This is a genomic window from Flammeovirgaceae bacterium SG7u.111 (assembly GCA_034044135.1).
Lineage (GTDB): Bacteria > Bacteroidota > Bacteroidia > Cytophagales > Flammeovirgaceae.
This window is the reverse complement of the sequence record CP139021.1, coordinates 5623421-5648774: the sequence shown is the minus strand read 5'-3', so window position 1 is coordinate 5648774 and position 25354 is coordinate 5623421. Positions and strand designations below refer to the sequence as shown.

The following is a 25354-nucleotide window of genomic DNA, read 5'->3' as shown; positions in this document are numbered from 1 at the left end:
TATTTAGTTGGCTATTATTTTTTAACTGATTTTTTAAGCATTTAATTTAACTCAAGAAATGGCTGAGCTTAAAACCAAATACATGGGGATAGAGTTGAAAAACCCTATCATCGTAGGTGCTAGTAACCTTGTGCAGGATACTCAAAACCTAAAGAAAATGGAAGAAGCCGGAGCAGCGGCTATCGTTTATAAATCTTTGTTTGAAGAGCAAATCCAGCTCGAAAGCCTCCACATGGAGCAAGATTTGGGTTCGTTCAATGATCTAGATTCTGAAAGAGGTTCAATTTTCCCTGAAATGGAACATGCAGGGCCTGCTGAGCACCTCATGAACCTTAAGAGAGCGAAACAGCAAGTGAACATCCCGATCATAGCAAGCCTGAATGCAGTGTACGAAGACACTTGGATGGACTATGCCGTGAAAATGGCAAACACGGGTGTAGAAGGCCTAGAACTGAACTTCTATGCAAATGCGATTGACCCAACCAAATCGGGCAAAGATGTAGAGCAGGAACAGATCAAAGTATTGAAAGAGATCAAATCTGCGGTAAACATACCAGTAAGTGTAAAACTAAGCCCTTATTACAGCAACACTCTTAACCTAGTGAAGCAAATGGACAAAGTAGGGGTGGACGGATTTGTGATGTTCAACAGGCTTTTCCAACCAGATATAGACATCGAAAAAGAAGAGCACCAACTTCCTTACAACTTCAGTAGCTCTAACGACAACCGCATTGCCCTTCGCTATGCAGGTTTGTTGCACGGGACCATCAAAGGAAATATTTGTAGCAATACAGGTGTCCTGACTGGCGAAGACGCTATAAAAATGCTATTGGCTGGTGCCGATGTGGTGCAAATTGTAAGTGCACTTTACAAAAAAGGTATCAGCTATGTGGGCAAAGTGTTGGAGGAAATGCAAGAGTGGATGGAGCGTAAAGGGTACAACAATATTGAGGATTTCCAAGGAAAGCTTTCCAAAGAAAAACTCAAAAACCCATTTACCTACAAGCGTGCACAGTATGTGGACATCTTGATGCATTCAGATGAAATATTCCCTTACAACCCAGTGGATTCGGTTCACGGAAGTGATGATGAGGAAGTATAATTTGAATAAAAAATAGTTTCAAAACATAATTATTATTTCAATCTAAAATAATTAAAAAAATGGCAAAAATTGGTTTGTTTTTCGGGTCTACCGAAGGTAATACTGAAAGAATAGCTGGTAAAGTTCAAGCAGCTTTTGGCGGTGAAGACGTAGTAGCATTGCACAACGTAGAGTCTGCTTCAGCGGACGACATGGCAGAGTATGAAATAGTTATCCTTGCTTCTTCTACATGGGAAATTGGCGAGCTTCAAGAGGATTGGGATAACTTTATTGATGAGTTGGACGATGTAGAGTTTGATGGGAAAACTGTTGCGTTCATCGGTACGGGCGACGCAGATGGATATCCTGACACATTCTTGGATGCAATGGGTCTTATCTATGAAAAAATCAGCGATAAAGATATCAAGCTGGTAGGTACTTGGCCAACTGACGATTATGAGTTTGAAGATTCTAAAGGTCTTTTAGATGGCAAATTCTTAGGTCTAGGTATCGATGAGGATAACGAAAAAGGCAAAACTGATGAGAGAATTGCTGCTTGGGTTGCTCAAGTAAAAGAAGAAGCTGGTCTGTAAGCTGCCTTCAATCAATGATTCAAATTCAGTGTTAGGCTTAGCTTAGCAACCATTCATAAGTTTAGTTTATAAATGAGTATCAACGAAGTGCACCTACTGGTCTTATGGCTAGTAGGTTGCTTTGTTATTTTTGGTAAACTTTCCTGCCTCCATCACTATCGGTTAAAAGAATCTTTTTTTTAACCACTTATTATTTTCTCACTTATCCGGACCTAAAACATTCCGATGATGGATAAAACTCAAAAATATTTCGATAAGCTAACCATTCGGTTTGCCGGAGACTCAGGCGATGGAATGCAGCTCTCAGGCAAGCTCTTCGCCAATGCGGCAGCCAGCTCTGGAAAAATTGCCCGAACATTTCCCGACTTCCCTTCTGAAATCCGAGCCCCAGAAGGCACGCTCTACGGAGTGAGTGCCTATCAGGTGAATTTTGGTAAAGAAGATGTACATACTCCTGGCGACGAAGTGGATATTTTGGTCGCTATGAACGCTTCTTCTTTGAAGACCAACCTTAAACTGCTCAAAAAAGGCGGGATCATCATCACAGATACGGAAGGGTTCAATCGTAAGAATCTGAGGCTTTCTCAATACGAGGAAAGCCCGCTCGAATCAGGTGAGTTAGAAGAGTACAACCTGCTCGCGCTCGATGTAACTAAGAATATTCAACAAGAGCTCTCCAACTTGGGGATGTCTCCCAAAAACATAAAGAAAACAAGAAATATCTATGTGCTTGGAGTAGTCTTTTGGCTTACAGGGCACGATATTTCCTCTACTGCCAACTGGCTAAAAGAGAAATTTGGCAAAAAGCCTGAAATGCTTGAAGCCAATCTCAAAGTGTTAGATGCTGGTTACTTGTTTGGGCAAAGGTTTGAAGGCTTGCCTGAGCAGTTTATAATAGACGATGCTAGTATGCAGGCGGGTACTTACCGCAATATCACGGGTAACGAAGCCACCGCCTTGGGCATGGTCGCTGCTGCCGAAAATGCAAAGTTAGAGCTGTTTTTAGGCTCGTATCCTATTACTCCAGCTACCGAAATTTTACAATTTATTTCTTCTTACAAAAGCTTTGGCGTGCGCCATTTGCAAGCAGAAGACGAAATTGCCGGTATTTGTAGCGCTATCGGTGCTTCGTACGGAGGAAGCTTGGCATTTACCACCACGAGTGGACCAGGTTTGGCGCTCAAAGTAGAAGCGAGTGGTTTGGCAGTAATGACCGAATTGCCTTTGGTAATTATCAATGTGCAGCGAGGAGGTCCGAGTACCGGTTTGCCCACCAAGCCCGAACAATCGGATTTACTTATGTCTGTATGGGGTAGGCACGGAGAATCGCCTATGCCTGTATTGGCAGCAGCATCGCCAGGCGACTGTTTCCATATGGCTTATGAAGCATCCCGGATTGCACTCAAATACATGACTCCGGTAATTTTACTTACCGATGGCTACTTGGCCAATAGTACCGAAGCTTGGAAAGTTCCTGATTTGAATATGCTGCCTAAAGTAGAGGTGCAATTAGCCGATCCAGCTGAACCCTATCAACCTTACAAACGGGACGATGATACGCTTTCCCGCAAGTGGGCTGTGCCTGGTATGAAAGGGCTTGAACACCGAATTGGTGGTTTGGAAAAAGCTGACATTACAGGGCAAGTGAGCCACGATCCAGATAATCACCAGCTGATGGTCGATTTGAGACAGCAAAAAGTAGATGGGATTGCTAACGATATTCCATTGCTCAAGGTGGAAGGCGATACCGAAAGCGATTGCCTCATTTTGGGCTGGGGAAGTACCTACGGGGCTATCGAATCTGCCTATAAAATTTTGAATGAAAAAGGTGTGAAAGTGGCGAAAGCTCAACTCAAATACATCAACCCATTCCCTCAAAACTTAGGAGATGTGCTTAAGAATTATGACAAAGTAATTGTCCCCGAAATGAACAAAGGGCAATTGGCTACCATGCTGCGTGCCAAATACCTCAAAGAGGTAATTCAGGTAAATAAGGTAAAAGGAATCCCATTCAAAGCAATGGAAATAGCTTCCGAAGTCGAGGCCATCATTCAAACCGAAACAGAACTAGTATGACCAATATATTAGAAGAAATAAGTAAGTCTTGCGGGTGTGATACTACTTATAAACCAGCTGATTTTAAGGTTGAAAACGATGTGAGATGGTGCTCGGGTTGTGGCTCTTATGGCATCCTTTCCCAAGTACAAAAAATACTGCCTGAGCTGGGCGTGCCCAAAGAGAAGTTTGTGTTTATCTCGGGTATTGGCTGCTCTGGCAGGTTTTCTTACTATGTAGATACCTACGGTTTCCATAGCATCCACGGTCGACCAATAGCCATTGCTTCTGGGTTGAAACTTGCCCGCCCCGATCTTTCCGTTTGGGTAGCTACGGGTGACGGCGATTGTATGAGTATAGGTGGTAACCATATGATCCATGCTTGCCGAAGGAACATCAACCTCAATGTGCTAATGTTCAATAATGAGGTCTATTCCCTCACCAAAGGGCAGTATTCACCTACTTCGCAGCAAGGTCAGGTAACCAAATCATCGCCTTTGGGAGTGTTGGAAGAACCGTTTGTACCTGCTGGATTAGCGCTAGGTTCGGGTGCAACCATGGTCGGGAGAGGATTCGATAGGGATGCAGCAGGGATGAAAAATATGTTTAAAGCAGCCCATGATCATCAAGGGCTTTCGTTCATAGAGTTATATACCAACTGCGTAATTTTTAATGATTCTGCCTTCGACCCATTTACCTCTAGGCAGTCTCGTAAAGAGCATACGGTAAATGTAGAGCATGGAAAACCGCTCGTTTTTGGGGAAAATGATGATAAAGGAATTATCATGGATGGATTCAAACCGAAAGTAGTTTCGTTGGCAGATGGATACTCTGTAAGTGATTTTTTAGTGCATGACCAGCACGATGTAGCTCTTGCGTATATCATTGCCCAGATGTCGTACCACAACCCTGAGTTACCTCGAGCTATGGGCATTCTCCAAAGTATTGTAAAACCATCTTACGACCAACTTACCGAAGCGCAAATTGCCCATGAGCAAGAGGCCAAAGGAAAACCCGATGTACAAAAATTACTGAGGGGGAAAGATAGTTGGGTAGTGGAATAGAATTTCCCTTATCGTCTAGTTTGAAAATGATTAGCAAGCCATCCCTCGGGATGGCTTTTTTTGTTGACCTAGTTTCTTAAGAGGCATGGCTTCATTATTTTCCAATTTTATAAAAAGGCTACTTTTTCTTTATATAGTATTCGCTAAAAATTCATCTATAGTTTAAGGAGAAAGCTATAAATCCAAAGATTATATTGCTTGTTTTATAACAAAGAGATAAATTACTATCGAAGTGTTATTTAACCGATTTAAAAACCTACAACTATGAAACTATTTTATCCATTCATTTTATTGTTTTCTAGTCTGATCATAGCTAGCTGTTCGAGTGTGAAGGTAACTTCTGATTCGGATAAGACAACTGATTTTAGCAAGTACCAAACCTATAGCTTTTTGGGGTGGCAAAAGGAAAGTGATAAAATTTTAAACGATTTTGATAAAAAACGAATGAGGGAAGCTTTTAAGGAAGAGTTTCAAAAACGAAACCTCAAATACGTAGAAAAGGGCGGAGATATGGCTGTTTCATTGTTTTTGGTGGTTAACAAAGAAACTAGCACCACAGCTTATACCGATTATTATGGCGGCTATGGTGGTAGGTATAGGTATGGCAGCTATGGCTGGGGCATGGGTATGGGAAGCTCTACTACCACCTACTCTGAAAGCGATTATCTGAAAGGAACAATGGTGATGGATGTTTTTGATGAAAAAGCTGGTGAATTGATTTGGCAAGGAGTAGCTACTAAGACAGTAGAAGAAAATTCTGCAAAACGAGAAAAGTCTATCCCTAAAGCTGTCACTGCACTGATGAGTAAATTCCCTATCCAGCCTGTAAAATGATGTAAAGCGTGTTGAAAGATATTAAAAGCTAACACTAAAAATTAATTCTTATAACATGGAAAATTCAATAATTCTGCTTGTATTAAGCATGACGGTGATTTTTAGTTCCTGCGAACAAAAAGCTCCCGACAACTCTAAGGAAAACGTTGCGCTAGTCGAAAGTTTTGTAGGTGCTGTAGAGGCGATGGATCACAATGCCATGGAGTCGTTTTTAGCTGAAAATTATGTTGGGTTAGGTCCTTCTTATGGCGATTCCACCAATAAAGCTCAAGCGGTGGAAAACTGGAAATACAATTCAGATAACCTCTACGAGAAAATTCAGTACAACAAGTCGAGGAGCATAGCTGTGGTAGTGCCCGATGGCGATAACAAAGGAGAGTGGGTTTCCAACTGGGCAGAACTTCAGATTACTTACAAAAATCGGGGAGGAAAGGTGACTATTCTTGCCAATTCGGTCTATCAAGTAGAAGATGGTAAAATTGTAAAAAGCTTTACCTTCTACAACGAAGCCGATGCCTTGAGGCAATTAGGTTATTCTTTTGTTGCACCCTATTAGTTTCGGATCCAAGTTGTTCACTACTTAAACTAGAAAGATGAAAAAAATTAGATATATCTTTATAACAGTTACTGCATTTTTTATTTCTGGATTGTTGAATGCGCAAAACCAACCTCCTCAAACTGCTTCGGCGGTTAACATCGGAAAAAGTCTTGGGCTATTTATATTCCCCACCAAAAATCAAGATGCAGCTACTCAAGATGCTGATGAACTTGCCTGCTACAAATGGGCAATGGAGCAAACAGGAGTCGACCCAATCAACCCTCCCCAAATTCAAGCAGAGCAAGTGGATAGGTCAGCGGATGGATCCGCTATAGTTGGATCAGCAAGGGGTGCAGCTGCGGGTGCAGCTATTGGAGCCATAGCTGGCGATACGGGAAAGGGTGCAGCAATAGGAGCAGTGGCTGGTGCAATGAGAGGTCGAAGGGCTAAAGCTTATGGTGATGCCAAGCAGCAGCAGCAAAATACCCAAGCTGCAGCTGCAACAGAAAAAGAATTGATGGATAATTTCAAAAAAGCTTATTCGGCTTGCATGGAAGGAAAAGGATATACAGTGAAATAGAGTTAGTTAACTTTGATAATGAACAAAAGCCACCTCGAGGGGTGGCTTTTGTTTTATCCCTACCTTGTTAGAAAGGTTAAAGGCTTCTTGTTTATGTCGTCATAAAGCCTAGATATCATATATTTATCAATACATTGATACACAAATACATGTGACCTCTCCTTGAAAATACAGTATTCAGGATATCAAGTAAGTGTTTGGGTTAAAGCTACATCGGCTAGGCAGCCAAATGGCCAATGGAAAATAAGAAATGTGTCTTACAATGATGATTCGATCATTAAATATACTATTCCTAATCAAGCTCTTGGGAAGAATGCTGCAGTCATTATCGAATATGATCCTTATAACCACGAAGCAGTCTGCTTGACAGATACTTTTGGAAATAAAAATTTCTTAGCTCAATAATAAGATACAAATCAGCATTGGATACAGAAGCCACTTCAATTGGGAGTAGCTTTTTTGTACAAAAAATGCTTTTCATGTAGTTGATGTTGAAATGACAAAAGCTGCCTCAAATGGCAGCTTTTGTCGGATATTCAAGGTGTTTTTTATTTTTAGTTAAATGACATTTCCACCTTTTGCTCGGACTTTTCGTTTTGCTCTAGCCATGAGGAGATCATCCAGCAAGTTTTCTCACTTTCCCTGATAATCGCACCAATGAGGTCGATTGTACCTTCATCGTTGGCATCTTCGGCTACCTCTATTATTTGTCTTTCTTGCTCTATGAGTTTTGTGTAGTTTTTCAATACTACCTCTAGCATAGCCCTGTCTTTTAATTGGCTGTTTGCCTCGGCAATTTGCGATACTTGCAAATACTCTGAATAACGGCTCAGAGGTTTCACACGTAGGGTCAATACCCTTTCAGCTATTTCATCTACTTTTCCTTGAGCATCGTTGTAGAGTTCCTCAAATTTTTCGTGCAGCACAAAAAAACTATTGCTTTGCAGGTTCCAGTGAAAGGCTCTTAGGTTTTGGTAAAAGATATGGTATGAAGCTAGAAGTTCATTTAGTTTTGCTCCTACTATTTCTACTTTCTTTTTATCAAGATTTAGGTAGTTCATTTGTTATTTCTTTTTTTAGTTAAAAATAAATTAAGCAAGTGAAAAATTGCCATCAGCAAAGCTTTCCATCTTTTTAAGCTGTATGGAAGAGTTTTGTCGTTGGTTTAGTCGAATTCCATATTTACACTTGCACTTCAGTTTAGTGAAAAGGACATGCCAAGTGCCCTATTTTCCTTAACAAAGAATAGCAGTTTGGTCTATGTGATAAAGTGTAGAAAAAAAACCACAGTATTTGTAGAAAAAAAACGACTAGTTTTTGCTTTTTTTACTTGAATAGTTGCTAGGGTGCGCTTTAAATACCTTGGCATACTTTTCCCGATAATAAATAAAAGTGCAGCATTATTTTTTTTAATGATAGATTGGATATGAAAGATTACTTACTAATTATAGATGATGAGTTGGATACATGCATATTGTTAACTTCAATATTGAAAAAACAGGGTTTCAAAACCAAGTATGCGCTCAACTTGAAGGAAGGCTGGAATATTTTCTCAGAAGGTACACCGGCAGGTGTGCTGTTAGATATCAATTTGCCAGATGGGAAAGGGTATAATTTAATTCCTCAAATAAAGGGTGTGGAAAATCCTCCCTTTGTGATTGTGGTGAGCGCACTGGGTGGAGATAACAAAAAAATAGCCTTTGAAAAAGGTGCTGATTTCTACATGCAAAAACCTTTTAAAATTGAAAAAGTTATCAATACGATAAGAGAATGTACTAATTAAACTGGAGAAGTATACTTGCTTACAGCGAAATGGTATTTTTTATCCTTCAAACGTGATTTAAAAGACACTAACTTTACATTATGAACCGATTGCTCATAGTTGATGATGATGCCGATACGTGTGTATTGCTCAAGAAATTTTTCGAGAAGCAACAATTTACCGTAGATACTTGCTTCAAGGGAAGTGATGCGGTCATAAATGCGAAAACGAATACCTATCAGGTTATTTTAAGTGATTTCAGATTGCCTGATATCGATGGGCTTAATTTGCTCCAAAAGTTTAAGTCTATCAATCCAGATATTCCCGTCATCATCATTACGGGCTATTCAGATGTAAAAGTCGCCATCGAATCTATACGAAAAGGCGCGTTTGATTATGTGACCAAACCGCTTTACCCCGACGAAATATTGGCTACCGTAAAAGAAGCTATGGTTGCTAAGCCAGCGATGGTTTCAGTAGGTGGTGGAAATGGCACGATTGCCGAGGCACCTGCTAGTCCGCAAACAGGCATGCCCACCAAGAAATTTATCAAAAGCGTAAGCCCCCAACTCAAAAATGTGTACCAACATATCGAGCTGGTAGCGCCTACAATGATGTCCGTATTGGTGCAGGGAGAAACTGGTGTAGGTAAGGAAAATATCGCTAGCCTAATTCATGAAAACAGCCAACGGAAAGGAAAGCCATTTGTGGCTATTGATTGCGGTGCGCTGAGTAACGAGCTTGCCGGAAGCGAGCTTTTTGGTCATGAGAAAGGGGCGTTTACAGGAGCTTCTTCCCAGCGGAAAGGAAGTTTCGAAACTGCCAACGGAGGTACTATATTTTTGGATGAGATCGGCAACCTATCTTACGACAACCAAGTGAAACTGCTGCGAGCTATCCAAGAGCGAAAAGTGCGAAGGCTAGGTAGTTCTAAGGATATTGAAGTAGATGTGCGGATAGTCGCCGCTACCAATGAAGACCTGAAAGAGGCTGCCGAAAACGGGACATTTAGGCTTGACCTTTACCATCGACTCAACGAATTTAGCCTATTCATCCCGCCATTGCGGGAGAGGAAGGAAGACATCAAGCATTACCTCATGCATTTCATAAAGGAATCGAACGAAGCGCTTGGAAGGAACGTACAAGGTATCTCCAAAGATGCAGAGCACTACTTCATGACCTATCCTTGGGAAGGGAACTTGAGGGAGCTGCGAAATGTGGTAAAAAGAGCGGTATTGCTTACAGTGGGTGGCTCTTTGGAAAGCAATGTATTGCCGAGGGAAATTATAGAGCATCAGGCGGAGGAGTTCCAGTTTGAGATGGATAGCAACGACGCAAGCAACTTAAAAACAGCTGCAGGTTCTGCAGAGCGTGAGGTAATTATCAAGACGCTGAGAGACTGCGCTAATAACAAATCGAAAGCGGCCAAAGAGCTGAAGATTGATAGAAAAACCCTTTATAACAAGCTGAAGGAATACAATATCCATTATTAGAGAAGAGTGGGTTTTTTTAGAATGACTCTGGTTTTTTATAAACCTACTTGATAGCTCAAGTAATGAACGGTTTTAAGCTTGAGAGTTAAGAGGTTAGAAAAAAATTAAACTTTAAGAGGTGTTTTTTCTAGCTTCCAACCTCTCTTAAACTTCGAGGCGCCGAACTGTTACCAGCCACCAATAAGCTATGTTTTCCAGAGGCCTCAAGTAAAATCATAAAACCATGTCTCTTAATTTTTTGCTACCTATTCGCTTTTAGCGGAGTATTATTTTAACTCAATTTAAAACTAAACAATTGGCAATGAACCAAGATAGAAACATATTGTGTGTGTATGAAACAGAACATTTTAAGCACAAAATCCAATTGTTCCTTTCCAACCACAGCAATCTGTCGTTAACCTTTACCTCGGAAGAGATAGAGGCAAAAGAGGTGATAGAAAACTATGATCTTGTCTTACACGAGTTCACCTTTTCCGACGAGCAGAGTATTGAACAGTGTACTGCTTTTATTAAGGAAGTTACCTTAGAAATACCGCTGATTGCCATTTTGCCCTTCCACCTAAGCGAAAGCAATTTGCTTATAGTGAGAAGAGTTGCTACCGACGATATTTACCTAAACAGCCTAACTGCCCCACTGCTATACAAAACCATCCATTATACCCTTGAGCACTACAAATTCCTTTCTATAGAGCGGGCGAAGCACCGACAGCTAGAAAGCCTTTTCCACCGTTCGCTCGATCCTATTTTCATTTTCAACGATAACTTTGACATTATCAAAACAAACCTGGCAATGGTGAAGCTACTAGGCTTTTCGCCAGTTAAGTTACAAACCCTTCGGCTAGAGAAACTCTTTGATAAGAAAAAGGAGCTAGAAAGGTTTAGGGAGCAACTGCATAATGGCAGTGTAAGGGAGTTTGAAACAGTGCTTTGTGCTAAAAATAAAAAACCGATCAACGTCCTTGTCAATGTTATTCCCTTGGACGAGGAAATCAAAGGCGATTACCAATGCATTGTCCATGATATATCGCAAATAAAACGGGCTAAGTATTTGGAAATGAGGCATCAGAAGCTGATGGTGGCAGCAAACCTTGCTCGTAAAATTGCCCACGAAGTGCGAAACCCGCTCAATAATATCAACCTAGCTATAGAGCAACTGAATACGGAGGTGGGAGAAAATGATGATGTTGGTTTGTACCTTGACCTCATTAAGCGAAACTCGGGTAGGATTAACCAGCTTATCACCGATATTTTGAGTTCCTCATCAGAGCCCGATTTGTCTAAAGTAAAAGTCCCTATAAATGAAATATTAGATATTTCTCTGCAAAATGCTACCGACAGAATTAACTTGGTAGGAGTAGAGCTGGTTAAAAAGTACGATGAGGATGAGTGTGATATATTGGTGGATAAAAAACAGATGATTTTGGCAATGACCAATTTGATCATTAATGCCATAGAGGCAATGGAAGGAATAGAGACGCCCAAGCTGATGATAAACAGTAAAACCAGTAAAGAAGGTTTTTGCGAAATAGAAATAAAAGATAACGGAAAAGGAATAGAGAAATCGAAAATTGAAAACCTTTTCGACCCTTTCTACTCCGACAAGAAAAGCGGGGTAGGCTTTGGGCTTACTGCCACCCAAAACATCATTACTGGGCACAAAGGTGAGATAGATGTTGAAAGCAAAGTGGGTAAAGGGACGTCGTTCCTAATAAAACTTCCTTTGGGGTAATTACCAAGGAGGGTGATTTGAAAAATAAACAAAAGGCTTCGCATTCAGCGAAGCCTTTTGTTTATTTCAATAGTTCCTAATTCTTATTTTGTCTCCCTTCTCTATGTTGTGTAACTCATTCCACACCTTTGTAGAATCCTACACTCAAGAATATTCCTAAAACCTGCTTTTTGAGCTTTAAATCCCCTTTTTGGCAAGGGGCATGGTATTTCTATTACAATAAGCGTAAATCAATAATTTGAACTTAAAACACAATAGAAATATGAACGACTTACAAGTAAAAGGTGAATGGAATGTGATTAAAGGAAAAGTAAAAGAAAAATACGGTAACATCACCGACGATGATCTGAAAAAGGTTGATGGTAAAATGGATGAGCTGGTCGGGCTATTGCAAAAGAAGCTTGGTAAGACCAAAGAAGAGGTAAAAAAAGAAGTAGAGGCACTATAAAAATAAAGGTGCTATAAATATAAAAACCTGATCGTTGATTGGGCATTTTTCAAACTATAAACCAACAATTAACTATGAATAACTTACAGATAAAAGGTGAGTGGAACACACTCCGAGGAAAAATAAAAGAGAAATATGGTAACATCACCGATGACGACCTCAGAAGGATAGACGGTAAAAGAGAGCAGTTGGTCGGGCTATTGCAAAAGAAGCTTGGTAAGACGAAAGAAGAGGTCGAAAAAGAAGTAGAAGCACTATAGTTAATGACTGCCGACCTACAAAAATCATATGATTTGCTGATTGGCAAATTACAAAATTGGGGAGAAACGGGTATAAGTATGCTCCCCAATTTGGTTGTCTCGGTACTAGTACTATTGCTTTTTGCCTACTTGGCGAGGGTTCTTAGGAACGTTACAAATAAGTTGATTTCCAAAACATCTTGGAATGATATCATCAGGAATCTACTGTCCACCATTGTTTTTGTTACGGTAATTATAGTAGGGGTTTTTGTTGCCTTAGGTACCTTGCAGCTCGACAAAACCGTTTCATCACTCTTAGCCGGTGCGGGTATAGTAGGACTAGGTCTTACCTTGGCTTTCAGGGAACTTGCTTCAGATTTTATAGCGGGTATTACCTTGGCCATTAGGCAACCATTCAAGGTAGGTGATGTGATTGAAATACAGGGGCATATGGGTACGGTTGAAGGGGTAAACCTTCGGACTACCAATGTCAAGACCTTCCAGGGGCAACGGGTATTGATCCCTAACTCAGAGACGGTGAACAATTCCATTGTAAACTATAGTGCCTTTGGTAGGCGAAGGATTGACATGGACATTGGGGTATCGTATGGAGATGACCTCAGAAAAGCAAGAGAAGTAATTTGGAAGGCCATAAGAGAGCTTCCTTATGTGAAGTCGGATGAGGATGTGATGGCGCACTTCATGAAATTTGGAGACAGCTCCATTATTCTTACCCTACGGCTTTGGATCGATTTCCCTGTTGATAATCCGGGTTATTTGGATGCCTGTAACGATATGGTTATCACAGTGAAAGAAACGTTGGATGCCAACGATATAACTATACCATTCCCAATCCGCACCTTGGATTTTGGTGCTAAAGGAGGCGAAAAGCTTTCCGATATGGAATTGAGCTTAGATGGAAACAACGGACATTATAACTAAACAAAACTAACGACAAATAACACTCAATTTAAAACTGAACCTATAACTTAAAAAAGAAATATTATGAAACGTATATTGATCATTTTCTCGGCAATCGCATTGGTATTTTCATTGAACAGTTGTGAGCAAAAAACTGACAAGGAAAAAGCACAAGAAGAAATTGCAGAGGCTTACGAAGCTACAGAAGACTACCTCGAAACAGAGCGTAAGGAATTAGTAGACAAATTTGAAAAGCAGATAGATAAGTTGAACCAGGACTTGAAAGAAATAGATGAGAACGCAGAGGAAAACTCTGATGAGCTCAAAAAAGATATCAACAAGCAACTGGACAAGTTGAACGAGGAGTTGAAAGAAGTAAAATCATCTACTAAAGATACTTGGAAAGATGTAAAAAAAGAGGCAAACGATGTTTTTAGCGAAGTAGAATCTGAGCTAGAAGAGATATTTGGATAATAAATGCCTCTTGCCTTAACCGATACCACTAACATCATTTAAATGTATTTTAATTTGAAGAGATGCCTACCAATTTGGTAGGTTTCCTCTTTATCTGATCAAAAAATACGATTACTAACCCATAACAAGACATATCATGAAATCTACAAACTATGTTATACAAACATTTTTACTTTCCATTTTTGCAGCAACTATCTTGTCGAGTTGTGTTTCCGAAAAGAAATTTGCCACAGCACAGATAGATGCCCAAATGGAGATAGACAGGCTCCGGGAAGACAGTACAAGGCTATTTAATGAGCTGATGGCAGTGACTAACGAAAACATGAATCTGAGGAGAGATAAAACTATGTTAGTACAAGAATCGCTGGAGACCTCGGCTGAGCTGGCACTGAAAGATGGGCAGCTACAAATGAGGCAGAGAGCCGTGGAAGAGCTTGCAAGGGTATTTGAAGAATTTGATACCGAATATACCGATGTAGAACCTGAAAATGGTGAGCTTTTGATCACCATGAAAGAAAGCTTCTTGTTTGAAAAAGGTAGCGCAAATCTTAACTCAGAAGGTAAAGAAGCCTTGAAGCACTTTGCCGCAGTACTGGAAGGTGTACAAAATGTAGAAGTAGCCGTGGAGGGCCATACCGATAGCTCGCCCATAAAAGGGGAGGAAGATAACTGGGATTTGTCAGTAGATAGGTCGATTGAGGTAGTGGAAATGCTAGTTGACTCTTATGGTGTTGACCCCAAAATATTGGTAGCTGCTGGTAAAAGTAAATACGACCCTGTAGCACCCAATTCGGATAAAGAAAATATGGCCATGAACAGGCGGGTAGAGTTTAGGATTATCCCAAGGCTTGATGACCTGATAGAAAGCCATGAATATATAGAAACTGTACAAGGAAGAAGATAACCTTATCAGTAAATTGATCCAAATCCCCCAAAGAGCAATCTTTGGGTTTTTTTTTTGTCAAAGTAGAAACAAGGTCAAACTAGAACAAGACCCCATCTTCTCAATTTTTCCGTTAACTTGCAAGAGAAGGTTGAAATGGGTTTTTAATCTATCATCATCCACCAAAAAAGAAGAGCCTTGATTAGCTTACTTGATAATCACTTCATTTTTTTCGGAGTGCTCATTTGCGGTAATATACTGATGTACGTGATAAATATGTGCATCAACTATATATGGACTAGGGTGCATAAAATGGAAGCCCTTTCCGTGACAAAATCAGATGTCAATAACAGTTTGTTGACGCTGCTTATCAACATCCTAGTTGCCATTCCCGGCTATTTTTTGTACACCAAGGGGTACATCCAGTTTACGGAACACCATTTCTTCATCGATCTTCTGCTACTTTTAATCGGGTTTGATTTTAGCATGTACTTCCTGCATTATTTATCGCATACAGTAAAGTTTCTCAAGTCTCTTCACAATGACCATCATACACATACCTCCTTCAATGTATTTAGTTTGTACGTCATGAACCCTTTTGAATCCTTTTCTTTCGGGCTTTTATTGACAGTTGCCTGCTTCTTGTTTCCCGTCAATATTTATAGTTTCTTGGTCTTTTTGGTATTCAATTGGCTTTATGGAGTCATTTCACATCTCAACACCAATTCATCAAGCCAACCAACCGTATTTGTAAATCATATTTTCCACAAAACGCATCATACACAATATGACTGCAACTATGGGTTTTACACCTTGCTTTGGGACAAACTTTTTGGGACTTTTGCCAAAGAAGGTAAATAGGCAAGTAGTTTTCTTTTAGGTAATTATTTTACTATTTCAATGGGAAAATATTCTTTTGCGGTTAATTTTAGGGGATAAATATAATGGGACAACAGACAGTATTCTATTATTCGGATGTTGTTCCAATAATAAAAGCTAAAAAAATGAAAAAATATCTCATCGCAATTTTTTGTTTGATCATGTTGATTTCTTCATGCAATGTTCAAGAGAATTTGGACAAGCATAATAAAGGTCAAGATAAATCAGATTTTATTATGGAGAATTTAACCAAGGACGGTATTGCCAAAGAATTCTCTGAAAAGTACTTTCCAAAAGACCAAACAGAACAGCTCTTATCTGATATTAAAACAAATTGTGATTGGGAAAATAGAGAAGGAAAATTTGTGGACTTTTTTACAATGAGCAATAATGGAAAAAGAAGTACGGCATTCATATATGAATATTTTCTCAAATGCGATAGCTTACGCTTTGTCCTAATTTATGATATGGAAACCGAAGAGCCCGAACTATTCAAGTTTAATATTGAGCCAATTGAAAAACCTTCTCAAATGATTATTGACCCAAGCAAACAGTTGATGAATCAATAAAAAGCTAAGCATTACTCGGCTATAGCCGAAACTAAAAGCTTTCCTAGAACCAGTTTTAAAAAATGCCAGCAGAAACAAACTTAGCCAAGCTTATAAAGGAAATGACCCCGAAGCTGAACGATGGGGAATACGTTTTTCTGACCGTAACAGACCTAAGCAAAATTGATAGGAACGATACGGTTTGTGAGTTCAAAGAAGAGGAAGGAGTAACGGTAGTGATAGAGAAGGGCAAAGCCGATGAATTAGGGTTTACCTACGGTTACATTGCTTCGTGGATCACTTTACAAATTCATTCTTCCCTCGAAGCCGTTGGTTTGACAGCATTATTTTCTGCCGATCTGGCAAAGTTTGGCATCAGTTGCAATGTAATTGCGGGCTATTACCACGACCATATTTTTGTGGATAAAAAGGATGCGGAAAAAGCGATGAAAGTTCTCTCCGATTTATCAAAAAACTATAAATGAACAGTGAGATAAGCTAGATTGCGGGCTGAATGATATTATTCCAAAAAAGGCTTTAAAATGATACTCGCATCCGCACAAATTTGCTCTGCGCAAGGAGAAATTCAGGCGAACCTCCAAACGCATTACCGACTTATAAATGAAGCAGCTAGAAAAGGCGCTCAGCTGATCACGTTTCCTGAAATGTCCCTCACGGGCTATGAAAGGAAAAATGCTCAAACGCTTGCTTTCCAGAAAGACGATGCCCGACTGGAAGGACTTCAGAAATTAAGTTCGGAGCATGGAATCATCATCATTGCCGGAGCGCCAATCAAACTAGAAAATGAGCTTTTTATCGGTTCGTTTATCCTTTCCCCAAATCAACCTATTTCCATTTACACCAAACAGTTTTTGCACGAGGGGGAAGACGAGTTTTTCAGCTCTTCTTTTTCATTTAATCCCCAACTAAAGCTAGAAGAGGAACAGCTTTCCTTGGCTATTTGTGCAGATATCGACCATGCGGTTCATGCCAATGCTGCTTGTGAGGCGGGTAGTTCGATCTATTTGCCAAGCATATTTTTCACGACTAACGGAATAGGAGAGGGGCACAAATTGCTCCAGGGCTATTCCCAAAAACACCAATTAGCAGTGCTAATGTCAAACTATTGTGGGGAAGCCTGGGGCTATGAGGCAGGTGGAAGAAGTGCTTTTTGGAACGAAAAAGGTGAGCTGCTTGGAGAGTTGGATAGCCAAGAAGAAGGCTTGCTTGTAGTGGAGAAAAGGGAAGGCATATGGGAGAAAAAGTAGATTGTGTAAAGGTCGGGAACAAAAAAGTACTAACTTGTCAACAGAATAATAAGCATCATTAGCGCAATATTTTTCCAATCAAAGTCATTTTTTGCATACAAAGGAAGGTGGGAATAAAGATGTACAGAGGGTAAATAATTTAGGTATAAACAGTTTTAACCATTAAAAATAAAATCATGATCCGAAAAATCGCCACATTGTTGTTACTCGCTTTGGTAGGTTGCCTACCAGAAGGAAGGGTATATGAAAAACATAAAGAACTCTCGCCCGAAGTACAATGGCTTAGAAGCGACACCCGTACATTTGAAGTGCCCATAGAAGACAATAGCGTTCCCTACGACATGGGATTAACTTTTCGCTTTGTAAACGGCTACCAATATCCACATGCCAAAGTGAAGGTGACCGAAACCAGCCCCAGCGGGAAGGTAACGGAGATGGAATATGATATGATAGTAGTAGACCAAAATGGTGACTACATAGGCGAACCTGGTCTCGATATTTGGGATAGCGAGCACAAAGTAGCTCCTAGCAAAACCTTCGAAGAAACAGGGACTTATACCTACGAAATAGCCCACGCGATGCCCCGCGATACGCTGAACTTGGCCATGGAAATAGGAATAGTGTTGGACAAAGCGAAATAGAACTGATTTTAGGAAAAATGACAAAAGGTTAGTTGATTTATTAGCTAGCCTTTTGTTTTCTTATTTAAGTAAGGGAAAACAGAAACCTCAAACAGAAGCTTATCAAGAAAAAGGCTATGTTGTATTTTATCCATATTCTGTTCTTTTCACTAATTGCTACGATTAAGTTTCAAGAGGTAAGGCAAGTTCCTTTGCCACTTTCCCAATACCAATGGGAAAACCGTTTGCTGTTGGTTTTTGCTAAGGAAAAATCAGATGAACAGCTCTTAGCGCTCAAAAAACAATTGAAGGCGGAAGCGGACGAGCTGAAAGGGCGAGATATACTTGTATTTTACTTTTTTCAAGACAATTCAGGAGAATTTGAGGGGAAGAAATTGGATGAAAAAGAGGTAGAAAAGTTGTGGAAGAGCTACCTGCCTAGCAGAGAGGTGACAACGTTATTACTCATCGGGAAAGATGGAGGTGAAAAATACAGAAAGACAAAGGGTTTTGACCTAAATGAGATTTTCTCCTTGATAGATGGCATGCCCATGAGAAGGCAAGAAATGAGACAACGGGGGAAAAATTGAGCATTTTTGAAACACGAACAGCCCCATACCGAAGCATTGGGCTGTTCGTATGTGTATATGTAAGCTAAAATGGAATGACTCTTTTATAGCCTACTGGCAAGATCACTTTCAGGCGTCAAAAGCTTCAATATTTCCTCTTTCACTTCGCCAGAAGAGGGTCTCGGTGGGTTGACGTTCACTAGCTTTCCTTCTTGGTCTATGAGAACATATTGAGGAACGCCACTCATCATATAATCTTTCCAAAAAGGAGCTTCTGGATTGTTGATTTGAATGCCGCCTAGTTGCTTTTCAGCCACCATTTCTTTCCATTTCTCAATTCGTTTCTTTCCATCAACTGAGACGAATAAAAATGTAACTTGATCGATTTCCTTAAACTCTTCCATTAATTTTTTAGCATGAGGAAACTCTTCTATACAAGGTGGGCATGTCGTGCTCCATACATCAACATAAACTACTTTTCCTTTAAAATCACTGAGGCTTATTTCTTTCCCATCTGGCGTAGTACCTGAGATTGGTGGAGCTGGCTGGCCCGGTGCAAGAGCATACCAATCATCGTGTAAGGTTTGTAAAGGTTCAATGTATTCTGATTGAGGATACTGTTTTTTGAAGTTGTTGAATAAGCTATCTGTAGAAGGTGTCAATGCTCCTTCCATAAAATTTAATACATTTTTAGCCAATAAAAGCTCTTCCACTCCTGAAGGGTATTCCTTTTTTTTGATAGTTTTTTCGGCAACAAAAGGAAATATTTTATTGATGGAAGATTGTTCTTCTGTTTTAGCTAGGTCAATATAAATCGGAAATGCAAGAAGGTCAGAATAATAATTCATTAATAAGGTATATTCTAATCCGAGTAGACTGTTGTTCAATAAAGCCGTATCAAGTGGGATTTGAAAATAGCCCTCTTTTCCCTTTTCCAAAGCAACCTTTTCGAGCCTAGCAGAAATATCTGGAGTTTCCCAAAAGTGCACCAACGCATAAGTACTTTTTATTGATATCAGCTCAAGCCTGATTTTTTGTTCTAAAGTACCAATAAGTTCATCCGAAAACATCACCGAATTCGAATATCCTTGTAAATGATTTTCTAGTACTACTCTTATTGTATCAAGTCGCTGCATAAACTTGTTTTTATCCAACCTCATAATTTCTTCACCGTATCCAAATTGGAGTTCTTCTTTCAATTTAGCTGCTTGAACTAAGTAATTGTTCACTTCGGCGCCTTTGCCCGAAAAAGATACATTTAGCTCTTCTTCTGTTTCACTGATATTGATCGTTAAGTCGTATCCTGAGACAAGGTAAAGCTGGAATCCTTTTTCTTTTACATTGATATAAGCCAAAATACTGTCTGTCACAGCCAATTCTACCGAAGCATGGCCGACAGAATCCAAGGTAATTTCAGCCAGTGTGGAATCGGAAAAGTCGAATGTATTAACAATGCCAATTTTTATTTGCTGGGCACTGTCCAAAGAACTGTTGAAGGAAAGCTTTGCATTGGTCGGTTTTTCTTGCTGGCAACTTGTGATGGTTGCGGCCAATAAAAGCAGCGCAATACTGATTTGGGGCAAAATATATGTTTTCATGTAGCTGAGTGGAATGTTTTAAAGTGTGACATGTAGTAACATTACATATAATGTTTTGTTTTTCCAAATAGTTATCTACAAAAAAGCCCCACGCCTAGGCAGGCATGGGGCTTGGAAACTAATGCCGTTACTTCGAGTAACGGCGTTAATAAAAAACTATCTAGGGAATGATGCTCCAACGCCACCGTCTACGTTGAGCACGTTGCCTGTACATTTGGATAGCTCACCACCTACGAAGCAGAACACCGCATTGGCAATGTCTTTCGTACCGATGATCTCGTTCATTAAGTTTCTTTTAGCATAGAATGCAGGAAGTTCTTCTACAGTGATGCCGTATGCTTTCGCACGGCCTTCCGCCCATTTGCCTTCCCAAATCTTACTGCCTTCTATTACCGCATCAGGGTTTACCACGTTCACTCGAACTTTGTCTGGGGCAAGCTCAGCTGCCAATAGCCTGCTCATGTGTGCCTGAGCACCTTTTGCAGAACCATAACCTACGTTGTTTGGTCCAGAAACATAAGCATTTTTGCTTACTATGTTCACAATGTCCCCACCTAGGTCTTGCTTTTTGAATATCTCAGCACCTTTTCTGCCCAACATGAACTGGCCTTTTACCAATACGTCGTAAAGAAGATCCCAGTCTTTGTTTTCAGTTTCCAAAAGAGGTTTAGAGATTGCCAAACCTGCGCTATGCACTACTATATCTACGCCGCCAAACTCAAGGCTCGCTTTCTCGAAAGCCAAGGCGATATCTTCTTCGCTGGTTACGTCCATTTTGGCAAAGCCAGAAGCATCTCTACCGTATTTTTTCTTCAACTCCTCGTTAGTTTCTACCACACGGTCGCCGTCAATATCGGTGATTACCACGCAAGCTCCTTCTTGGATGAATTTTTCGGCGATAGCTAGCCCAATTCCACCAGCACTGCCCGAAACAAGCGCAACTTTTCTAGAAAGAGGCTTTTCTTTAGGCATACGTTGCAATTTCGCTTCTTCTAGCAACCAATACTCAATATTGAATGCTTCTTGCAGAGGAAGGGCAACGTATTCAGAAATAGCTTCCGCTCCTTTCATCACGTTGATAGCGTTGATGTAAAATTCACTTGCTACCCTTGCTGTTTGCTTGTTTTTAGCGTAGGTGAACATACCAACTCCAGGCCAGATGATCACGACAGGGTTTCTGTCCCTAATCGCTGGGCTGTTGTCATGCTTATGGTTTTCGTAGTAGTCAGTATAATATTGTCTGTACTCTTCAAACGGTTTTGCCAAACGCTCTTTCAATGCTTCCCAATCGCTTACGTCTTCGACAGCAGGAATATCCAACACTAATGGGCGGATTTTGGTACGAAGGAAGTGGTCAGGACAGCTAGTTCCCAATGGAGCAAGCTTGTCTATGTCGTGGCTGTTGGCAAATTCCAACACACGCTCATCATCCGTAAAGTGACCAACCATTTGCTGGTAAGAAGAGCAAAGTCCTCTTAGTACTGGAGCAATGACAGAAGCTTGTTTGGTACGTTGGTCCGCTGGCAACGACTCGGTACGAGCTCCACCAAAAACAGGCCCCTTTTTACCATAGTTCGCTTCCAAATAAGCCGATGCCATTTCGATTACCTCTAGGCTATTGATGTAGCATTTGTACGCATCATCGTCCCAAGTGAATAGTCCATGGCCGCCTAGCATTATTCCCCTGATGTCGGGCTTTGCCGCTACGGCATCTCTCAATTGCAAGCCCAAGTCGAAACCAGGTTTTTGCCAAGGAATCCAAGTGATGGTATCTCCCCAAATTTCTTTGGTGATCTGCTTGCCGTCTTTAGAAGCGGCAATAGCGATAGCAGCATCGGGGTGAAGGTGGTCGATGTGTTTGAATGGCAAGAAACCATGCAAAGGCGTATCGATAGAAGGCGCTTTAGAATCGAGGTCATAGATACAGTGGTTGAAAAGAGCCACCATAGGGTCTTCAAACTCAATTCCCTTGTATACATTTTCCAAAGCACGCAGCTTATCTACATACAAACCAGCTAAGCCAGAGCGCTTTAGCGTACCGATGTCTCCACCAGATCCTTTTACCCACATTACTTCAGTATCTTCACCTGTAAGCGGATCTTTTTCTACGGTTTTGCAGCTAGTGTTTCCACCACCGTAGTTGGTGATACGAAGGTCTGCTCCCAAAATATTGGAACGGTAAAGCAAAAGGGCAACTTGATCGTCGCCAAAAGAGGCTGCTTTTTCGTCATCCCAAAGGTAATCTACGTACTTAAAATCGGATGCTGTTTTTTTCATTTTAATAGGTTAAAATAGGTAAATATGTATGTTCTGAATTAGTTTTTACTTAGTTGTTGCTAGTTGTTGGCTAGCTTTATGAACTGGTCAAAATAGGCATCTAGCCCTTCCAGTTTTGCCGATCCCACTTTTGAAAACTCAATTTCGACTAAGTCTCCCAGCGAAGAAGGCTCTACCTGGTCCATCGCAATTTTCCCCAGCAATGCTGCGCCGAAAGCAGAAGCTTCGTTGAGGTTGGTCAAATACACATCCGATGAAGGGTAAATAGTTGTCAAAATCTTATTGTAGGGGTCATTTTTTCTAAATCCACCTTCAGTGAAAATGGGCATTCCTGTTTTTATGCCCGCCCGGTCTATCGCCACTTTGCTTTGCATAGCCAGTGAAAGGTTGAGCACCGCATATGCTTTCGCTGGGTCAGAGAAAAATTCAGGTGTTTTGCCATCTTTTTCAATTTCCTCCAACAGAAACTCTTTTCCCCCTTCTATTACCCTAGCTTGGCTTTGGGGAAATTGCCCCGAGCCTTGCACCACAGTAGGCAGAATAAAGCAGTCTTTTTCTGCTATGATTTGCTGGTAAAGCGAGGTGTCAAAATTGGGGAAAGGAATATCTCCATGGATTTTTCTTAAAACCTTATCGTAGGTCTCAAACTCTAAACCTCCTAAGAAAATCGAAGTTTTCACGGGTTTTCCGAAAGCACTGATGTTGTAGAAAACTACCTTTCCGAGCTCATCTTCTTTGAAACTCACTTTCTCTTCTTGGTGCATTACCACACACCACGTACCCGTGGAGTTGAGCATAAAATCGCCCTCTTGTTTGATGAGGTAGGGGAGAAGTGCCGCATTAGAATCGTGGATACCGAGGGTGACCACCGTACTGGTAGAAAGCCCTGTTTTTTCAGCCATTTCGGACGTAACCGTTCCCATTATGTCCCAAGGTTTTTGGAGTTTGGCAGGGAGCATGCCGGTAATTCCCATTTTCTCAGCCACATCCGACCAACGGTTTTCTTGATAGTCCCAAAGGTAGGTGTGCGAGCCTACGTAGGTAGTATCTGCTGCCGCATTTCCGCAGAGTAAGTAACCGTAATACTGCGGATAAGCTAAAATGTGTTTGGTTTTGGCAAACTGCTCGGGATACTGTTCTTTGCTGAACTGGAGGAGCTTTGCCAAGTTGAGCAACACCCCAAAATTAGGTGTTGCGGTAGACTGCTGTAAAGCAACTGGGTCACCAAATTCTTCATGGAACTTGGTGTGGAACTCTTCGCCTGGCTCGGTGGTGTACGACAATTCGGGTACAGATATTTCCCCATTTTCGTCTACACAAACCGCCGTAGCCCCGTGTGCAGAAATGGATACTGAACCGATGTCATACTTCTGGGCAAACTTACCCAGCTCTTCCAAAAACCAGTTTTGGATACTTTCCACATCATCGTGGATAAGTGAGCCGCTGACAATTTCATTCACCTGAGTAGTAGCCGAATCAACTACCTTTAGGCTGTCATTGTAAATTAGGATTTTCTTATTGGTCTTCCCAATATCAAAAACCGCTATGTACTTCATATTCATATTATAACTGGGTTTATTATGCTATTTTAAAGCAAAGAAGCGGCTCTGTTTACTTGATTACAGGCTTCAATTCTCTACAGTGATATTTTAACTCCCTGCACTTACTTTTCTTCGGTAGTTTTCTACTTCCCATGTATCAATAAAATTGATTTCCCTCTTGTTGAGGAAATGAGGTCCACCAAAGTTTTCCGACAGAATGCTAATCTTCATCCAGTCCTCAAACACATCGAGGGCAAGCTCAGCCGATTTTTTACTCGACTCCATTCCAAAAACACCCATGCCTTTTACCACCAAAATTTTTGGGTCGTAAGGATGGTCTTCTCGGTACTCGTTTATTTCGTGATGAAGCTTTTCTATCAGCTCGCCAATATTTTCAAAATCACCAATGTAGATGGGATAAGCTCGGCAATAAACGATTTGGTCGGGGATAAGCGGGAAGGCTATTTTGGCAAAACTTTCTGCCGTTCCGTAAAAATGCGCTGCCAATGCCTCGTGCCTGTGGGCTACCACTAGGTTGTGGTTTTCGAAAAGTTCAGGCAAAAGTTGCTTGAACTTTTCGGTATCGGGGTGAATTGGCAGCTTTCCAGCTGGTAGTGTTTGTGCAAAATGGCTGCGTAACCGAGCCATCGTATCGTCATAAATTTTTCTTATTTCTTCAACAGAATTAGCACTCACGAATATTCCGTGATTTTCCAGTAATATGATTTTTGGGTCTTGGGGGAATCTGAGACGGTAGGTAAGGAGTTCTTCTTCCACCTTTTTGGAGAGTACGTAGCCAGGATCTATGTACTCGATATAGAGGGCTTCTTCTCCAAGAATTTCCAAAGACATTTCTTTGGCTTTTTTGCTGCAAAGTAGAGCGTTTACAGCATACGGGTGCATGTGCACCACAAAGTCATAATCAATAAACTCGTGCATATTTGTCTCCACCGAAGGACGCAAACCCTTTTCTGGATATATACTGGCAGCCATCAAGTCATCCTTGATTTCCGCTTCTCGTTTGTTCGATTCCTCCGAGTACGAATTGCCCAAAATGGCACGTACTTTGGAACGGTCGAGCACGGCAAAGCCATCTACCGAAATGCTGCCCAAGGCTATTCCACTGGCTTTCACATAGATATTTTCCTGATCTTTATAGGACGTATTGCCCCCTCCTCCGATCGTAAAATCTAAGTTATTACCGTAGAACCTTGATATTTCTACGAGTTCGTTAAGTTGTTTCATAATACTGGGTCTCACAAATTGAATCAAAATTTATGAGACTTGGAAAAATTTAGGGTTATACTTTTTGTTGTTTTTTATTAAAAAAGCTAAAACATTTAACAGATTATGCTTCTAG

Annotated in this window: 26 protein-coding genes; 21 read left to right on the top strand and 5 right to left on the bottom strand. The window is 40.7% G+C overall.

Annotation, left to right across the window (positions count from 1 at the left end):
• Positions 1-58 precede the first annotated feature (58 nt).
• The 7 genes from R9C00_21965 to R9C00_21935 all read left to right on the top strand — a co-directional run bounded on the left by R9C00_21965 (position 59) and on the right by R9C00_21935 (position 6745).
• Entirely contained in the window at positions 59-1102 is a 1044-nt protein-coding gene (locus R9C00_21965; protein ID WPO34370.1) for a dihydroorotate dehydrogenase-like protein, read from the top strand.
• A gap of 59 nt (positions 1103-1161) precedes the next feature.
• Positions 1162-1674, top strand: coding sequence for a flavodoxin (locus R9C00_21960; GenBank protein ID WPO34369.1), 513 nt, complete (start codon positions 1162-1164; stop codon positions 1672-1674).
• A 225-nt stretch (positions 1675-1899) separates the two neighbouring features.
• On the top strand, positions 1900-3750 hold the full coding sequence (locus tag R9C00_21955) for a 2-oxoacid:acceptor oxidoreductase subunit alpha (GenBank protein WPO34368.1): 1851 nt from the start codon (positions 1900-1902) through the stop codon (positions 3748-3750).
• A complete protein-coding gene (locus tag R9C00_21950; protein ID WPO34367.1) occupies positions 3747-4793 on the top strand; it encodes a 2-oxoacid:ferredoxin oxidoreductase subunit beta in 1047 nt (348 codons plus the stop codon). Before R9C00_21955 ends, R9C00_21950 begins: the two co-directional genes overlap by 4 nt.
• A gap of 264 nt (positions 4794-5057) precedes the next feature.
• The gene (locus tag R9C00_21945) at positions 5058-5627 is read left to right on the top strand and encodes a DUF4136 domain-containing protein (GenBank protein ID WPO34366.1); all 570 of its coding nucleotides are present in this window, start codon (positions 5058-5060) and stop codon (positions 5625-5627) included.
• Positions 5628-5682: 55 nt separating this feature from the next.
• Positions 5683-6183, top strand: a complete 501-nt coding sequence (locus R9C00_21940; protein WPO34365.1) for a nuclear transport factor 2 family protein — start codon at positions 5683-5685, stop codon at positions 6181-6183.
• Between the two features lie 37 nt (positions 6184-6220).
• Positions 6221-6745, top strand: a complete 525-nt coding sequence (locus R9C00_21935; protein ID WPO34364.1) for a glycine zipper domain-containing protein — start codon at positions 6221-6223, stop codon at positions 6743-6745.
• 554 nt (positions 6746-7299) lie between these two features.
• Here R9C00_21935 and R9C00_21930 read toward each other — a convergent pair.
• Positions 7300-7806 (bottom strand): DNA starvation/stationary phase protection protein, encoded by a 507-nt coding sequence (locus tag R9C00_21930; GenBank protein WPO34363.1) that lies wholly within the window; start codon positions 7804-7806, stop codon positions 7300-7302.
• 365 nt (positions 7807-8171) lie between these two features.
• On the opposite strand from R9C00_21930, the gene R9C00_21925 reads away from it, so the two are divergent.
• The 14 genes from R9C00_21925 to R9C00_21860 all read left to right on the top strand — a co-directional run bounded on the left by R9C00_21925 (position 8172) and on the right by R9C00_21860 (position 18599).
• Positions 8172-8528: a response regulator gene (locus tag R9C00_21925; GenBank protein ID WPO34362.1), complete on the top strand. Its 357-nt coding sequence runs from the start codon at positions 8172-8174 to the stop codon at positions 8526-8528.
• Between the two features lie 80 nt (positions 8529-8608).
• Positions 8609-10000 carry a sigma-54 dependent transcriptional regulator gene (locus R9C00_21920; protein WPO34361.1) on the top strand — a complete coding sequence of 464 codons (1392 nt, stop codon included), beginning with the start codon at positions 8609-8611 and terminating at the stop codon, positions 9998-10000.
• 301 nt (positions 10001-10301) lie between these two features.
• On the top strand, positions 10302-11729 hold the full coding sequence (locus R9C00_21915; protein ID WPO34360.1) for an ATP-binding protein: 1428 nt from the start codon (positions 10302-10304) through the stop codon (positions 11727-11729).
• Positions 11730-11991: 262 nt separating this feature from the next.
• Complete coding sequence (locus R9C00_21910) at positions 11992-12177, top strand: CsbD family protein (protein ID WPO34359.1); 186 nt, start codon at positions 11992-11994, stop codon at positions 12175-12177.
• Positions 12178-12251: 74 nt separating this feature from the next.
• The gene (locus tag R9C00_21905) at positions 12252-12437 is read left to right on the top strand and encodes a CsbD family protein (protein ID WPO34358.1); all 186 of its coding nucleotides are present in this window, start codon (positions 12252-12254) and stop codon (positions 12435-12437) included.
• Positions 12438-12440: 3 nt separating this feature from the next.
• Positions 12441-13358: a mechanosensitive ion channel family protein gene (locus tag R9C00_21900; protein WPO34357.1), complete on the top strand. Its 918-nt coding sequence runs from the start codon at positions 12441-12443 to the stop codon at positions 13356-13358.
• Between the two features lie 63 nt (positions 13359-13421).
• Positions 13422-13811 (top strand): hypothetical protein, encoded by a 390-nt coding sequence (locus tag R9C00_21895; GenBank protein WPO34356.1) that lies wholly within the window; start codon positions 13422-13424, stop codon positions 13809-13811.
• Between the two features lie 136 nt (positions 13812-13947).
• Complete coding sequence (locus R9C00_21890) at positions 13948-14715, top strand: OmpA family protein (protein ID WPO34355.1); 768 nt, start codon at positions 13948-13950, stop codon at positions 14713-14715.
• 255 nt (positions 14716-14970) lie between these two features.
• Positions 14971-15555 carry a sterol desaturase family protein gene (locus R9C00_21885; protein ID WPO34354.1) on the top strand — a complete coding sequence of 195 codons (585 nt, stop codon included), beginning with the start codon at positions 14971-14973 and terminating at the stop codon, positions 15553-15555.
• Between the two features lie 143 nt (positions 15556-15698).
• A complete protein-coding gene (locus tag R9C00_21880; GenBank protein ID WPO34353.1) occupies positions 15699-16142 on the top strand; it encodes a hypothetical protein in 444 nt (147 codons plus the stop codon).
• Positions 16143-16204: 62 nt separating this feature from the next.
• Positions 16205-16606, top strand: coding sequence for an ACT domain-containing protein (locus R9C00_21875; GenBank protein WPO34352.1), 402 nt, complete (start codon positions 16205-16207; stop codon positions 16604-16606).
• Between the two features lie 57 nt (positions 16607-16663).
• Positions 16664-17389, top strand: a complete 726-nt coding sequence (locus R9C00_21870) for a carbon-nitrogen hydrolase family protein (protein ID WPO34351.1) — start codon at positions 16664-16666, stop codon at positions 17387-17389.
• Positions 17390-17565: 176 nt separating this feature from the next.
• Positions 17566-18030, top strand: a complete 465-nt coding sequence (locus R9C00_21865) for a hypothetical protein (GenBank protein ID WPO34350.1) — start codon at positions 17566-17568, stop codon at positions 18028-18030.
• Positions 18031-18146: 116 nt separating this feature from the next.
• Positions 18147-18599, top strand: a complete 453-nt coding sequence (locus R9C00_21860) for a DUF4174 domain-containing protein (protein ID WPO34349.1) — start codon at positions 18147-18149, stop codon at positions 18597-18599.
• 83 nt (positions 18600-18682) lie between these two features.
• Here the strand turns inward: R9C00_21860 and R9C00_21855 are convergent, their stop codons facing one another.
• From R9C00_21855 to R9C00_21840, 4 genes are all read right to left on the bottom strand, one after another.
• Entirely contained in the window at positions 18683-20176 is a 1494-nt protein-coding gene (locus tag R9C00_21855; GenBank protein ID WPO34348.1) for a TlpA disulfide reductase family protein, read from the bottom strand.
• A gap of 156 nt (positions 20177-20332) precedes the next feature.
• Positions 20333-22453: a bifunctional aldolase/short-chain dehydrogenase gene (locus tag R9C00_21850; protein ID WPO34347.1), complete on the bottom strand. Its 2121-nt coding sequence runs from the start codon at positions 22451-22453 to the stop codon at positions 20333-20335.
• Positions 22454-22512: 59 nt separating this feature from the next.
• The gene (locus R9C00_21845) at positions 22513-24015 is read right to left on the bottom strand and encodes an FGGY family carbohydrate kinase (GenBank protein ID WPO34346.1); all 1503 of its coding nucleotides are present in this window, start codon (positions 24013-24015) and stop codon (positions 22513-22515) included.
• Positions 24016-24102: 87 nt separating this feature from the next.
• Complete coding sequence (locus R9C00_21840) at positions 24103-25239, bottom strand: class II aldolase/adducin family protein (GenBank protein ID WPO34345.1); 1137 nt, start codon at positions 25237-25239, stop codon at positions 24103-24105.
• Between the last annotated feature and the right edge of the window lie 115 nt (positions 25240-25354).